8 protein-coding genes are annotated in these 14493 nt (G+C 31.7%); 6 read left to right on the plus strand and 2 right to left on the minus strand.

Going from position 1 to position 14493, the window contains the following annotated elements:
* Positions 1-313 precede the first annotated feature (313 nt).
* From gltB to ACH5TW_RS08815, 3 genes are all read left to right on the plus strand, one after another.
* A complete protein-coding gene (gene gltB, locus ACH5TW_RS08805; protein WP_439336134.1) occupies positions 314-4828 on the plus strand; it encodes a glutamate synthase large subunit in 4515 nt (1504 codons plus the stop codon).
* A gap of 4 nt (positions 4829-4832) precedes the next feature.
* On the plus strand, positions 4833-6299 hold the full coding sequence (locus ACH5TW_RS08810; RefSeq protein ID WP_439336135.1) for a glutamate synthase subunit beta: 1467 nt from the start codon (positions 4833-4835) through the stop codon (positions 6297-6299).
* A gap of 161 nt (positions 6300-6460) precedes the next feature.
* The gene (locus ACH5TW_RS08815; protein ID WP_439336136.1) at positions 6461-9031 is read left to right on the plus strand and encodes a carboxylesterase family protein; all 2571 of its coding nucleotides are present in this window, start codon (positions 6461-6463) and stop codon (positions 9029-9031) included.
* A 78-nt stretch (positions 9032-9109) separates the two neighbouring features.
* Here ACH5TW_RS08815 and fbp read toward each other — a convergent pair whose 3' ends face one another.
* On the minus strand, positions 9110-10117 hold the full coding sequence (gene fbp / locus ACH5TW_RS08820) for a class 1 fructose-bisphosphatase (protein ID WP_439336137.1): 1008 nt from the start codon (positions 10115-10117) through the stop codon (positions 9110-9112).
* Positions 10118-10239: 122 nt separating this feature from the next.
* Here fbp and ACH5TW_RS08825 point away from each other — a divergent pair, with 122 nt between their 5' ends.
* The 3 genes from ACH5TW_RS08825 to ACH5TW_RS08835 are packed head-to-tail and all read left to right on the plus strand — an operon-like array spanning position 10240 to position 13823.
* Positions 10240-10719 (plus strand): GNAT family N-acetyltransferase, encoded by a 480-nt coding sequence (locus tag ACH5TW_RS08825; RefSeq protein WP_439336138.1) that lies wholly within the window; start codon positions 10240-10242, stop codon positions 10717-10719.
* A gap of 1 nt (position 10720) precedes the next feature.
* The gene (locus tag ACH5TW_RS08830) at positions 10721-11980 is read left to right on the plus strand and encodes an aspartate kinase (RefSeq protein ID WP_439336139.1); all 1260 of its coding nucleotides are present in this window, start codon (positions 10721-10723) and stop codon (positions 11978-11980) included.
* 13 nt (positions 11981-11993) lie between these two features.
* Positions 11994-13823 (plus strand): GNAT family N-acyltransferase, encoded by a 1830-nt coding sequence (locus ACH5TW_RS08835; protein ID WP_439336140.1) that lies wholly within the window; start codon positions 11994-11996, stop codon positions 13821-13823.
* A gap of 46 nt (positions 13824-13869) precedes the next feature.
* Here the strand turns inward: ACH5TW_RS08835 and ACH5TW_RS08840 are convergent, their stop codons facing one another.
* The gene (locus tag ACH5TW_RS08840) at positions 13870-14490 is read right to left on the minus strand and encodes an arsenate-mycothiol transferase ArsC (RefSeq protein WP_439336141.1); all 621 of its coding nucleotides are present in this window, start codon (positions 14488-14490) and stop codon (positions 13870-13872) included.
* Positions 14491-14493 lie beyond the last annotated feature (3 nt).

The following is a 14493-nucleotide window of genomic DNA, read 5'->3' on the forward strand; positions in this document are numbered from 1 at the left end:
TTTTGTTTATTTTTTGATTTTTTGGTTTTTCAGCAATCAAATCCTTTGAGGATTTATCAATATTTGTCAGTTTTTAATGATTTTATTTTTATCATTAAGAGAATTCTTTAATATTAATTCACATATATGTATTTATGCCTAATTATTATGAATTGAATATTTATTAAAAAATCTCATTATTATTGATATATAAGTATTTTTAGCTTTGCTTCTCTTAAAAAATCGGAATAATGAATTATCCTCTATTGTTATTTAAAAACTAGGTTATATCTTAGCCTTTCGACTCAAGTTTTTAAACCAAAATTTGTTGATTATGCTGAAGAAACAAGGACTCTATTTACCTGAATTTGAACACGAAAATTGTGGCGCAGGTTTTATTTGTAATCTCAAAGGAGAAAAAACAAATCAAATCATTCATGATGCGTTAGAAATTCTAGTTAAATTAGAACACCGTGGAGGTGTTAGCTCCGACGGAAAAACTGGTGATGGTGCTGGTTTATTAATTGATATACCTCATGATTATTTTAAAAGAGTATGTGATTTTGAAATCCCAGCTCAAAGAGAATATGCAGTAGGTATGCTGTTTTTACCAAAAGTATCAAACCAATATCAATTTTGTAAAGACACTTTTGAAAAAGAAATAAAAGCACAAGGACTTTCTATTTTAGGATGGCGTGAAGTTCCTGTAGATTCTTCGCAATTAGGAGAAATAGCTTTAGCTTCAGAACCTAATATAGAGCAAATCTTTATTGGAAAAACAGAAGCTATTGATGAAGCTACTTTTAAAGCAAAATTATATGCTGCTCGAAAAATTGCTGAGCACACTATAAGACTTTCAAAAATATCTCAAAGTGATTACTTCTATATACCAAGTTTATCTACTACAACTTTAATATATAAAGGTATTATAATGCCAGAAGATATTGGGCCTTATTTTACAGATTTACAACAAGAAGATTTAGTAACACGTTTAGCTTTAGTGCACCAACGCTTCTCTACTAACACCATGCCAGCATGGGAATTGGCACAACCATTCCGTTATATGTGTCAGAATGGAGAGATTAATACTTTGAGAGGTAACGTAAGTAGAATGCGTGTTCGTGAAGAAATTATGAAAAGTGATGTCTTCGGACCTCAAATAGATAAATTATTCCCAATTATATTACCAGGAAAGTCAGATTCTGCTTCAATGGATATGGTTGTTGAATTATTAACACATACTGGACGTTCGTTACCAGAAGTAATGATGATGATGATTCCTGAAGCATGGGAAAAACACAAAACCATGTCTGAGGAACGCAAAGCATTTTACGATTATAATGCTTGTATTATGGAACCTTGGGATGGACCAGCTTCTGTTCCTTTTACTGATGGTGATTATGTTGGAGCTTTATTAGACCGTAATGGATTAAGACCTTCAAGATATACGGTTACCAAAAGTGGCAAATTAATTATGTCTTCAGAAATTGGTGTTGTAGAAGTTGCACCAGAAGACGTTGAAAGCCACGGTCGTTTAGAGCCAGGAAAAATGTTCTTGGTAGACATGAATGAAGGGCGTATTATTAACGATGAAGAAATTAAAAGTAAAATTGTTTCTGAAAGACCTTATAAAGAATGGTTAGAAAAAACAAGATTGCATTTAAAAGATGTACCATATACAAATACAACGTGTCCTATCGAAACTATCGATATAAAAACAAGACAACGTTTATTTAACTATACATTCGAGGATATTCAAGAAGTTATCACGCCAATGGCAATAGTTGGTAAAGAAGCTTTAGGCTCTATGGGGATTGACACGCCTTTAGCTGTTTTATCTGATAGACCTCAACTTATTTCTAATTACTTTAAACAATTATTCGCGCAGGTTACAAACCCGCCTTTAGATGGTATTCGTGAAGAAATTGTAACAGATATTAGCTTATCATTAGGTAAGGATAGAAATATTTTCAGTATTACAGAAAGACAGTGTAGAAAATTAAAAATTCAAAACCCTGTTATTTCTAATGCAGATTTAGAAAAAATAAGAAACATATCAATAGAAAGCTTTAAAGCTGAAACTATTGAAATGTTATATCCAAAAGAAAAAGGTCTTAACGGACTTGAAGACGCTTTAGATGATATTATTGTACAAATAGAAAAAGCCTTATTAAGAAAAACGAATATCATTATCTTATCAGATAGAGGTGTTAATAAAGAGTTTGCTCCTATTCCGTCTTTACTAGCTTGTTCTTATGTACACCATCAATTGAACCGTTTACGTAAGCGTTCTTATTTCGATATTATTATTGAATCTGCCGAACCTCGTGAACCGCATCATTTTGCTACATTGTTTGGTTACGGAGCTAGCGCCGTTAACCCATACATGGTTAACGAAATAATTAGAATGCAAGTAAAAGAAGGTTTTATTGAAGGTATTGACGAGCAAAAAGCTGTTGATAATTTCAACAAAGCCATTGGAAAAGGTATTTTAAAAGTGATGAACAAAATTGGAATCTCTACATTACATTCGTACAGAGGTTCTCAAATATTCGAAATTGTTGGTTTCAACTCGCAATTCGTAGAAAAATATTTCCCATATACGGCTTCAAGAATTGAAGGTATTGGTTTATATGAAATTGAAAAAGAAATTAGCGAACGCTACAAATATGCGTATCCAGACACTTATATTGATAAACGATTAGGTTTAAATATTGGTGGCGATTATAGATGGAGACGAAATGGCGAACGCCACATGTTTAACCCTACAACAGTTGCAAAACTACAACAAGCGGTTAGATTAAGCGATCAAGCTAGTTATGATACATATGCTAAAGCAGTTAATGAGCAAGCAGAAAACTTAATGACCATTCGTGGTTTATTTGAGTTTGATAATTTAGATCCTATTCCATTAGATGAAGTAGAACCATGGACCGATATCGTAAAACGATTTAAAACAGGTGCCATGTCTTACGGATCTATTTCTAGAGAAGCTCACGAAAATTTAGCCATTGCCATGAACCGAATTGGAGGAAAATCTAATTCTGGTGAAGGTGGAGAAGACAGAAAACGTTTTATTCCTGATGCTAACGGAGATAGCAGAAACTCTGCTATTAAGCAAGTAGCTTCTGGTCGTTTTGGAGTAACTTCGCATTACTTATCTAATGCAAGAGAAATTCAAATAAAAATGGCTCAGGGTGCTAAACCTGGAGAAGGTGGGCAATTACCTGGAGAAAAAGTATTACCATGGATTGCATCGGCACGTAACTCAACACCTTTTGTAGGTTTGATTTCACCTCCACCGCATCACGATATTTATTCTATTGAAGATTTAGCGCAGTTAATTTACGACTTAAAAAACGCAAATCGTGAAGCACGAATTAATGTAAAACTAGTATCAGAAGTAGGTGTTGGTACTATTGCTGCAGGTGTTTCTAAAGCAAAAGCAGATGTAGTTCTTATTGCTGGTTATGATGGTGGTACAGGAGCTTCTCCTTTAACATCATTAAAACACGCAGGACTTCCTTGGGAACTTGGGTTAGCAGAAGCACAACAAACTCTTGTATTAAACAATTTACGTTCTCGTATTGTTGTAGAATGTGATGGCCAATTAAAAACTGGTCGCGATGTTGCTATAGCTTGTTTATTAGGAGCGGAAGAATTTGGATTTGCAACAGCACCATTAGTAGCTTCAGGTTGCATTATGATGCGTAAATGTCATTTAAATACTTGCCCTGTAGGTATTGCGACTCAAGATAAAGATTTACGTAAAAACTTTAAAGGCACACCAGAACACGTTATTAATTTCTTCTACTATATAGCTGAAGAATTAAGAGGTATTATGGCACAATTAGGATTCCGTACAATGGATGAAATGATTGGTCAAACTCATAAAATAAATGCTAATAAAGCCATTAAGCATTATAAAGCAAAAGGATTAGATTTGTCATCTATCTTACACAGACCAGCTTCTTATAGCAAGATGCCGGTTAAAAATTCTGAGAAACAAGATCATAGTTTAGAAAATGTTTTAGATTTTACCATCTTAAAACACTCTAGAACAGCGATTGCTAATAAAGTTCCAACAACTTTAGAATTCCCTATTAACAATATAGACCGTTCAGTTGGTGCTATTATTAGTAACGAAATTTCTAAAGCTCACGGACATCTAGGTTTACCTGAAAACACTTTAAATATAAACTTTAAAGGTTCTGCTGGACAAAGTTTTGGAGCATTTGGTGCACACGGACTTACTTTCAACCTTGAAGGAAATACCAATGATTACCTAGGTAAAGGTTTATCTGGAGCTAAAATTATTGTTAAAAAACCTGCTAAAGCAGATTTTATTGCAGAAAATAACATTATAGTAGGTAATGTATGTTTATTTGGAGCTGTACAAGGTGAAGCTTATATTAACGGTATTGCCGGCGAACGTTTTGCAGTTCGTAACTCTGGAGCAACTACAGTTGTTGAAGGTGTAGGAGATCACTGTTGTGAATATATGACTGGGGGTAAAGTTATCGTACTTGGTAGTACAGGTAGAAACTTTGCTGCAGGTATGAGTGGTGGTATTGCTTATGTATACGATCCAGAAAACAAATTTGTAAATGGTTTGTGTAATACAGAAACTATAGATTTTGAAGATATCTTACCAGAAGATGCTGCCGATTTAAAATCATGGATTGAAAAACATGTTTTATATACAGATAGTAATCTTGCTAAAAAATTATTAGCCGATTGGGATAATAGCTTAAAGAACTTTGTTCGAATAATGCCTACTGAATACAAGAAAGCATTAGAGCGTTTAGCAAAAGGAGAAGTAATGGTTGAAGAATTAGAAATAGCATAATACGATGGGAAAAGTAACAGGTTTTAAAGAATTCGAAAGAAAAGATGAAACGTACACGCCTGTACCAGAACGTGTAGAACATTATAATGAATTTACAGTACCTTTAAGTGATAAAGATATTACCGAACAAGGTTCTCGCTGTATGGATTGTGGTATTCCTTTTTGCCATAGTGGTTGCCCACTTGGTAATTTAATTCCAGATTTCAATCATATGGTACACCAAGGTGAATGGCAAAAAGCCTCTTGGATATTACACTCTACAAACAACTTCCCTGAATTTACAGGTCGTTTGTGTCCTGCTCCTTGTGAGCAAGCTTGTGTATTAGGTATTATTGAAGATCCTATTTCTATTGAAAATATTGAAAAAAATATTGTTGAACGTGCTTTTAAAGAAGGTTGGATAAAACCACAACCACCTAAGGAAAGAACCGGTAAAACAGTTGCAGTTGTAGGTTCTGGACCTGCTGGTTTAGCAACTGCACAACAATTAAATAGAGCAGGACATCTAGTAACTGTTTTTGAAAGAGATGATGCTATTGGTGGTTTATTACGCTACGGTATTCCTAATTTTAAAATGGAAAAAGGTATTATAGATCGTCGTGTAGCTATTTTAGAAGCTGAAGGCATTATATTTAAAACCAATATAAATGTTGGTGTAAACTACGATGTAAAAGAATTAAAAGCCTTTGATGCAGTTGTTCTTTGTGGTGGTGCTACAGAAAGAAGAAGCTTACCAACTCCTGGTATTGATGCCGATGGCGTGGTGCAAGCTATGGATTTCTTAACGCAACAAACCAAAGTTGTTTTCGGTCAAAAAATTGAAAACCAAGTTATGGCAACCGATAAAGATGTAATCGTTATTGGTGGTGGAGATACAGGTTCAGATTGTATTGGAACGTCTAACCGTCATGGTGCAAAATCGGTAGTTAATTTTGAAATTATGCCGAAACCTCCAGGGCATCGTTCTCCAACTACTCCATGGCCTTATTGGCCATTACAGTTAAAAACATCGTCTTCTCATAAAGAAGGTGTTGAACGTAACTGGTTAATAAACACAAAAGAGTTTGTAAAGGACGAAAACGGAAAGCTAATTGCTTTAAAAACGGTTAATGTTGAATGGGAAATGATTCCTGGCGAACGTCCTAAATTAATAGAAATTGAAGGAACCGAAAAAACATGGCCATGTGATTTAGCATTATTAGCACTTGGATTTACAGGACCTGAAAGCACTATTGCCGATCAATTAGGATTAAACAGAGATGCACGTTCTAATTACAAAGCAGACTATGGTAAATACCAAACAAATATCCCTAATATATTTACTGCTGGAGATATGCGTCGTGGACAATCGTTAATTGTATGGGCTATTTCTGAAGGAAGAGAAGCTGCACGTCAAGTTGATATATACTTAATGGGTAAATCAGATTTACCCTCAAAAAATATTTCTGGTGATTTAGTAGGTATACATTAAATTAATAGAATATAAATAACAAATAAAAAGCCTCAACAGATGTTGAGGCTTTTTATTTGTTATTTAACTCGTATCTATAGTTATTAGTCGAAAAATATTTGAAACTGGTATGTAGTAATTAATTTTATTAATTACTACATACCTTTTAAATCAAATTTGTTATGCTTAAAATTAATTATTCTATTTTTATTTTTGTTTTCTTTTCAGCTAGTATTCTTTTCTCGCAGAATAAAACAGGAAATATTGTAGAATATTTTGGAAAAGAAAAAGTGAATGATATTAAAGAAGGCAAACTTTTACATATCTTCAAATCTGCATTCATTTTAGAAACTAAAAAACTTGGTTTTGAATCATCATCATTTCCAAAAGATCCAATTTTTGATAAGTTTTTAAAAGACACTAAATACAAAGTTAAAAATAATGATGTTTTTGATATTGATTATTTAGGCAATGAAATGATATGGAAATCAATAACAACAGATTCAACAAATAGTTTTACTGGAAAAAATTTAAAGTCTAGCTATATATATTTTACTTATAATTCAAAAAACACAAAAACAGTACTATTTGAAGCATCTGGACATTCTTTGATTTTAATTAATGGGCTACCCCATGAAGGAGACCATTACGATTTTGGTTGGAATTTAATTCCATTAACATTAAAGAAAGGCATCAATACGTTTCTTTTAAAAGTTGGACGATTTCCTAGAATTCGTGCAAGATTGATAGAACCGAAAACTAAAGTACAATTTACTACTAGAGATTTAACACTACCTGACATATTAATAGAAGAAAGCAACAAATATAAAGGAGCCATACGTATTGTAAATGCAAGTGAAAATTGGGTAAAAAATTATACTATTACGTCTCAATTTAATGGAATTACATTAACCTCTAATATTCCTAGTATCTCACCTATGAGTGTTAGAAAAGTTACTTTTGAAATAGCTGCTGTATCAAAAGATACCAAAATCGGTGAAAGTCAATTAAATCTACAGTTAAATAATGAGAAAAAAGAAACAATAGATTTTCAGGATATCACCTTACAAATTAAATCAAACCATAAACATCATAAACGCACTTTTGTAAGTAATATAGATGGAAGCATACAATATTATAGCGTGGCACCATCTAGTAATGATACATTAAAAAATGGCGCGCTGTTTTTATCTGTTCATGGTGCTTCTGTAGAAGCTGTTAATCAAGCTAATGCTTATAAACAAAAAGATTGGGGTAACATAATAGCACCTACCAATAGACGTCCATTTGGTTTTGCCTGGGAAGATTGGGGTAGATTGGATGCTATAGAAGTTTTAGCAAATGCAAAAACAATATACAATCCAGACCCTAAACATATATATTTAACAGGGCATTCTATGGGAGGTCATGGTACTTGGTATTTAGGAGCAACCTATCCAGATAAATTTGCTGCAATTGCGCCTTGTGCAGGATATCCAGATTTACTTTTGTATAGAGACGGTTTTTTAAAACAAACATTAAAAATGCCAGACGAAGATCTTTTTAAATTAGGTATGGCACCAAAAACTATAGAACGTTTAAAAATAGACCATATAAAAACTCCCGTTGAAACCATAATTGAAAGAGCAGGTACACCAAGTAGAACTCTTAAGCTAATTCGTAATTATTTACATTATGGCGTTTATATTTTACATGGAGAAAAAGATAATGTTGTGCCTACTTATATAGCACAAGATATGAGAAAACGTTTAGGTAAATTTCATAACGATTATAATTACTATGAATATCCTGATGGTGAACACTGGTATGGAAATCATAGTTTAGATTGGGATCCCATATTTAATTATTTTAAATGGCATAGTATAAAAAATGATGCAGATATAAAGACTTTAGAATTCTATACAGGATCTCCTGGTGTATCTTCTAAATCTCATTTTGTAACAATACATCAGCAAGAAATTCCTTTTGAAATAAGCTCTTTTAATTTTAAAAAAGAAAAATCATATGTCTTGAAAACAGATAATACTACTTTGATTGAAATCGATTTTTCAAAATTAAGGGATACCATTAACTCCATTGATATTGATGGAGCTAAATTTAAAGTATCAAATAATACTAAAGCATTTTTTAAGAAAACAGATAATATTTGGACATTAACTAAAGCTCCTTCTTTACAAGAAAAAGGGCCTCATAGAAATGGTGGTTTTAAAGATGCCTTTAGAAATAATGTTGTATTTGTTTATGCAACAAAAGGATCTGAAATTGAAAATGAATGGTATTATAATCGAGCAAAATTTGATGCTCAAACTTTTTGGTATAGAGCAAATGGTTCTGTTGAGATTGTAAAAGATGTTGATTTTTCGATACAAAAATACACCAATCGTAATGTGATAATTTATGGAAATAAAAGTAATAATACAGCTTGGAAAAAATTATTGAAAGGTAGCCCAATCCAAGTAAAAAATAATGAAATAGATTTTAACGGAAAAAAACTGAAAGGAAACCAGTGGGGAATGTATTTTATTCTACCTAATAAAAACAGTGACTATGCTAGTATTGGCGTTATTACAGCCACAGGAGAAAAAGGCATGAAAGCAGCCTATATGAATCATTATTTAGTTAATGGCAGCACATTTCCTGATTTACTATTGTTTAACGATGAGGTTTTAACAAACGGAATGACAGCTGTGAAATGTGCTGGTTTTTTTGGGAATGATTGGTCTGTTGAAAATGGTGATTTTGAATGGAAATAAACTAAATGGTTTGTTAATATAATATATAAAAAAAGCGAACTTTTCAGTTCGCTTTTTTTATATATTAATGTTTATTATCTACTTAGCATTTCGCATAAATGCTTCTGCTTTTTCAACCATATTTTTACTTCCGCAAATAAAAGGAACACGTTCATGTAATTCGGTTGGAACAACGTCTAAAGTTCTAGTAAATCCATCGCTAGACTTTCCGTTAGCTTGTTCTGCTAAAAACGCCATAGGATTACATTCGTAAAGTAAACGTAACTTTCCTTTAGGATTTTTTGAACTTTGAGGATATAAATATATTCCTCCTTTAATCATATTTCTATGAAAATCTGAAACTAAAGAACCAATATACCTAGATGTATAAGGTCTGTCTCCTTCTTCTTGCTGACAATATTTAATATAATCTTTAACTCCTTGTGGAAAATGAATATAATTTCCCTCATTAACTGAATAAATAGTACCATCTTCAGGAAAACTCATGTCTGGATGCGATAAATAAAATGATCCAATTGCTGGGTTTAAAGTAAAACCATTCACGCCATCACCTGTAGTATAAACTAACATAGTAGACGTACCATAAACCACATAACCAGCAGCAACTTGCTCACTTCCTTTTTGTAAAAAATCTTCAAGTTGAACTGGAGTACCTACTGGAGTTACTCTTCTATAAATAGAAAAAATAGTTCCTACAGATACATTTACATCAATATTTGATGAACCATCTAACGGATCTATTAAAACAACATATTTATTTTGATGATTTTCATCTTGACTATTAATTGTTATAAAATCATCTTCTTCTTCACTTGCAATACCACAAACAATATTTCTCTTAGTTAGCGTTTGTATAAACTTATCATTTGCATATACATCTAGCTTTTGTTGGTCTTCGCCCTGTATATTAGTATCGCCAGCAGCACCAATTATATCCACCAAACCCGCTTTGTTAACTTCATGGTTTACTACCTTTGCTGCTAATCTAATTGAGTTAAGTAAACTAGATAATTCTCCTGAAGAGTATTTAAAAGATGACTGGTTTTCAATAATAAATTCCCCTAATGTTTGCTTTTTATGAGACATAAAGATGTTATTTTGGTTTGTACAAATATCTATAAAATTTAAAGAACTACATCGTTTTCGTTACAGATTAATCTTAACAAATCACAAGTTTAAAGTATCTTTGAAAAACATTATTATTCATTATGGATTTTACAATAAGAAAAGCTAAAAAAAAGGATATGCTACATGTCCATCAACTTATTAAAGAGCTAGCCGAATTTGAAAAAGAGCCTGAAGCTGTAGAAATAACTGTAGAAGATTTAGAAAAAGATGGTTTTGGTGAACATCCAGCTTTCTTTTGTTTTGTTGCAGAAGCAAACTCAAAAATAGAAGGCATTGCTTTAGGATACAACCGCTATTCTACCTGGAAAGGAAAAGCAATACACCTAGAAGATTTAATAGTTAGAGAAAAAATAAGAGGTGCTGGATTAGGTTCTGCACTATTTGATGAAATTATAAAACACGGTCATAAAGAAAATGTAAAACGTATTGTTTGGGATGTATTAGATTGGAATGAACCTGCTATAACGTTTTACAAAAAAAAGGGTGCCAATATTATGGAAGACTGGCGCGTTGTACATTTAAACGAAAAAGGTATTAAAAATTATATATCAAAATTATAATATGCAAGTATTTAAATTTGGTGGTGCATCTGTAAAAGATGCCAATGGTATTAAAAATTTAGCATCTGTTTTACAAAAAGTTGGTTTTAAAAACACCCTTATTGTGGTTTCTGCTATGGGAAAAACTACAAATAGTATAGAAGTTGTTATTAAAAATTATTTTGAAAATAAAGCTGAATTACAAAACTCAATTAAAGATGTAAAAAAGTATCATAACGATATTCTTTTAGAATTATTTAAAAACAAAAACCACGCTATTTTTAAAAAAATAAATACTTTTTTTGATGAATTACAGAGTATTTTAAATGTTAATAAATCGCCTGATTATAATTTCCTATACGACCAAGTTATAGGTTTTGGCGAATTAACTTCTACTACCATTATAAGTGAGTATTTAAATTTTATTGGCTTAAAAAACAATTGGATAGATGCAAGAGACTATATTAAAACCGATAACTATTACAGACGTGCTAATATTAATTGGGAAGAAACACAGCGGTTAATATCTTCAAAATTCAATAAATCTACATTAAATATAACACAAGGTTTTTTAGGTAGTGATGCTAATAATTTCACCACAACTCTAGGTAGAGAAGGTAGCGATTATACTGCTGCAATTTTTGCCTATTGCTTAAATGCCGAAAGCGTTACCATTTGGAAAGATGTTCCTGGTGTATTAAATGCAGATCCACGCTATTTTGATAATGCTCAATTATTAAATAAAATAAGCTATCGAGAAGCAATAGAATTAGCATTTTATGGAGCCTCAGTCATTCATCCAAAAACATTACAACCATTACAAGGAAAAGAAATCCCTCTATTTGTTAAATCATTTTTAAATCCGGAAGATTCAGGTACAAAAATCGGGAAAGATATTACTTTAAAGCCAATGATTCCTTGCTTCATTGTTAAGAAAAACCAAGTACTTATTTCACTTTCATCTTTAGATTTTTCATACATTGTTGAAGAAAACATTAGTGAAATTTTCAACCTTTTACATTTGTATAAAATGAAAGTTGATGTTATTCAAAATTCTGCAATAAGCTTTTCAGTATGTATTGATAATATTTACAATAATCTTGAAAAATTATTACATCATTTAAAAGCAAAATTTAAAGTTACATGCCATGAAAACGTGTCTCTTTACACTATTAGGCATTATAATGACAAGGCCATTACTCAAATTGAAAGTGATAAAACTGTGTTATTAAAACAATTAACCCAAGAAACCGTTCAAGTAGTAACTAAACAAACAATTTAGTACATTTACATTCATGACCAAACCTCAAAATACGGGACTAGTAACGGCTAAAGAAGTAGCAAAGGCAATAAATTTAGATAAATATGGATTTATCGGGACATTTATTGGTTGGTTACTTATGAAAACGCTAAAAATATCTACTCTAAATAAATTTTACAATAGAAATAAACATCTAAAAGATATTGACTTTTTAGATAGTATTTTAGGCGAGTTCCAAATTAAATTTGAAATTCCTGAAGAAGACTTAAAACGTCTACCAAAAGACGGAGCATATATAACCGTATCAAACCATCCACTAGGTGGTATTGATGGTATTCTGCTTTTAAAACTCATGTTAGAGCAACGAAAAGACTTTAAAATAATTGCTAATTTTTTATTACACAGAATAGAGCCTTTAAAACCTTACATCATGCCCGTTAATCCTTTTGAGGATAGAAAAGATGTAAAATCTAGCATTGCAGGTTTTAAAAATTCCATTTTACATTTAAGAGAAGGACACCCTTTAGGCATATTTCCTGCTGGAGAAGTATCAACGTATCGTGATGGTAAATTAGTCGTTGATAAGCCTTGGGAAGAAGCAGCTATAAAACTTATAAAAAAAGCAGAAGTTCCTGTAGTTCCTATTTATTTTCATGCTAAAAACAGTAAACTGTTTTATAAACTTTCAAAAATTAGTGACACTTTTAGAACTGCCAAATTACCTTCGGAAGTATTAACTCAAAAACGACGTGTTATAAAAGTAAGAATTGGAAAACCAATATCAGTATCCGATCAAAAAGAACATAATACAATTGAAGAATTTTCAGAATTTTTAAGACGTAAAACATATATGCTATCTAATACTTTTGAAAAAAAATCGAAAATATTAGACAATATATCATCTACATTAAAAACTCCTAAAGCCCCTAAAAACATTGTAACACCTGTTGATAGTGCTATAATGGCAAAAGAGATTGATGGGCTTTACAAAGGTGATTTTAGACTTTTACAAAGTAAAAACTATGAGGTGTTTTTAGCACCAGCAGAAAAAATTCCAAACATCCTTACAGAAATTGGTAGATTACGCGAAATTACTTTTAGAGAAGTTGGAGAGGGTACCAATGAAGCCATAGATTTAGATACATTTGACTCGTACTATCATCATATGTTTTTATGGGATAATGAAAAAAAAGTTTTATCAGGAGCGTACAGAATGGGCTTAGGTTCTAAAATATTTGAACGCTATGGTATTGATGGGTTTTATTTACAAGACCTGTTTAGGTTTGAACCCGAACTTTATAAAATGATGAGTCAATCTATAGAAATGGGGCGCGCATTTATTATTAAAGAATACCAACAAAAACCAATGCCTTTATTTTTACTTTGGAAAGGTATTGTACATACCACATTACGTTTTCCTGAACATAAGTTTTTAATTGGTGGTGTTAGTATTAGTAATCAATTTTCAAATTTCTCAAAATCATTGATGATTGAGTTTATGAAATCACATTATTACGATCCTTATATTGCTCAATACGTGCATCCTAAAAAAGAGTTTAAAGTAAAACTTAAAGATGCTGACAAAGATTTTGTTTTTGATGAAACCGAGGCCGATTTAAATAAGTTCGATAAGTTTATTGACGAAATTGAACCAGGTGCTTTACGCTTACCAGTACTGCTAAAAAAATACATTAAACAAAATGCTCGCTTAGTAGCATTTAATGTAGATCCGTTATTTAACAACTCGGTAGACGGCCTTATGTATATTAAAATTGCAGACTTGCCTGAAAGCACTGTAAAGCCTGTTATGGAAGAATTCCAAGCAGAATTAGAACGTAAATTTATGGGCAATAATGGAAATTAAAACAGAAACTCTTAAAAAATTTCTGTTTTAATTTTCAATTATATAACTAAGTTAAACTAGAAAAAACAAATTTCATTTCGGTTGCTATTTGCAAACTTCTTTTTAAATACGTCTCTGTTTGCTGTGAGGTACCATCAGATTTTTTTGGGTCTTCGTATGTTATTGCTATACGTTTATCGCATCCAAAAACCATAGGGCAACCTTTATCTGCTGAAGAACAAGTCATAATTGCTACAAATTCTGAAGCAGGATTAAAATCATCACTAAATTGCTTAGAAAATGCGATAACAGCAGGTTCGTTTTCAGAAAACTTAATACTATAAACAGGATTATTCTCTTCTGAAAGCTTAGAAATTTTAAACCCTTGATTTGTTAAAGTCTCTCCTACTTTTGGAAACATGGCGGTTGCTTCTGTACCTCCAGAATAACAAGACACATTATTAATATTATAATAAGCAGCCATAGTTTGTGCCCAAATTTGAGATAAATGACTACGGCGTGAATTATGCGTGCAAATAAAATTTAAGCGAATAGGTTGCTTTGCTTCAAGCTTATCTTTTAAATAATCTATTAAGCCTTGAAGGGTTTCTTGTCTTTCCTCAGAAATTTCATTTATTTCTAGTGAATCTATACTATTAGAAATTTCAGTAAATAATGTTTTATTCATATT

Origin of the sequence: Thalassobellus sediminis (genome assembly GCF_044386045.1) — a bacterium.
GTDB lineage: Bacteria > Bacteroidota > Bacteroidia > Flavobacteriales > Flavobacteriaceae > Thalassobellus > Thalassobellus sediminis.

Bases quoted from the DNA above. Each gene is read 5' to 3' on its own strand.
- gltB (WP_439336134.1), top strand. From the start codon at position 314: ATGCTGAAGAAACAAGGACTCTATTTACCTGAATTTGAACACGAAAAT.
- ACH5TW_RS08810 (WP_439336135.1), top strand. From the start codon at position 4,833: ATGGGAAAAGTAACAGGTTTTAAAGAATTCGAAAGAAAAGATGAAACG.
- ACH5TW_RS08815 (WP_439336136.1), top strand. From the start codon at position 6,461: ATGCTTAAAATTAATTATTCTATTTTTATTTTTGTTTTCTTTTCAGCT.
- fbp (WP_439336137.1), bottom strand. From the start codon at position 10,117: ATGTCTCATAAAAAGCAAACATTAGGGGAATTTATTATTGAAAACCAG.
- ACH5TW_RS08825 (WP_439336138.1), top strand. From the start codon at position 10,240: ATGGATTTTACAATAAGAAAAGCTAAAAAAAAGGATATGCTACATGTC.
- ACH5TW_RS08830 (WP_439336139.1), top strand. From the start codon at position 10,721: ATGCAAGTATTTAAATTTGGTGGTGCATCTGTAAAAGATGCCAATGGT.
- ACH5TW_RS08835 (WP_439336140.1), top strand. From the start codon at position 11,994: ATGACCAAACCTCAAAATACGGGACTAGTAACGGCTAAAGAAGTAGCA.
- ACH5TW_RS08840 (WP_439336141.1), bottom strand. From the start codon at position 14,490: ATGAATAAAACATTATTTACTGAAATTTCTAATAGTATAGATTCACTA.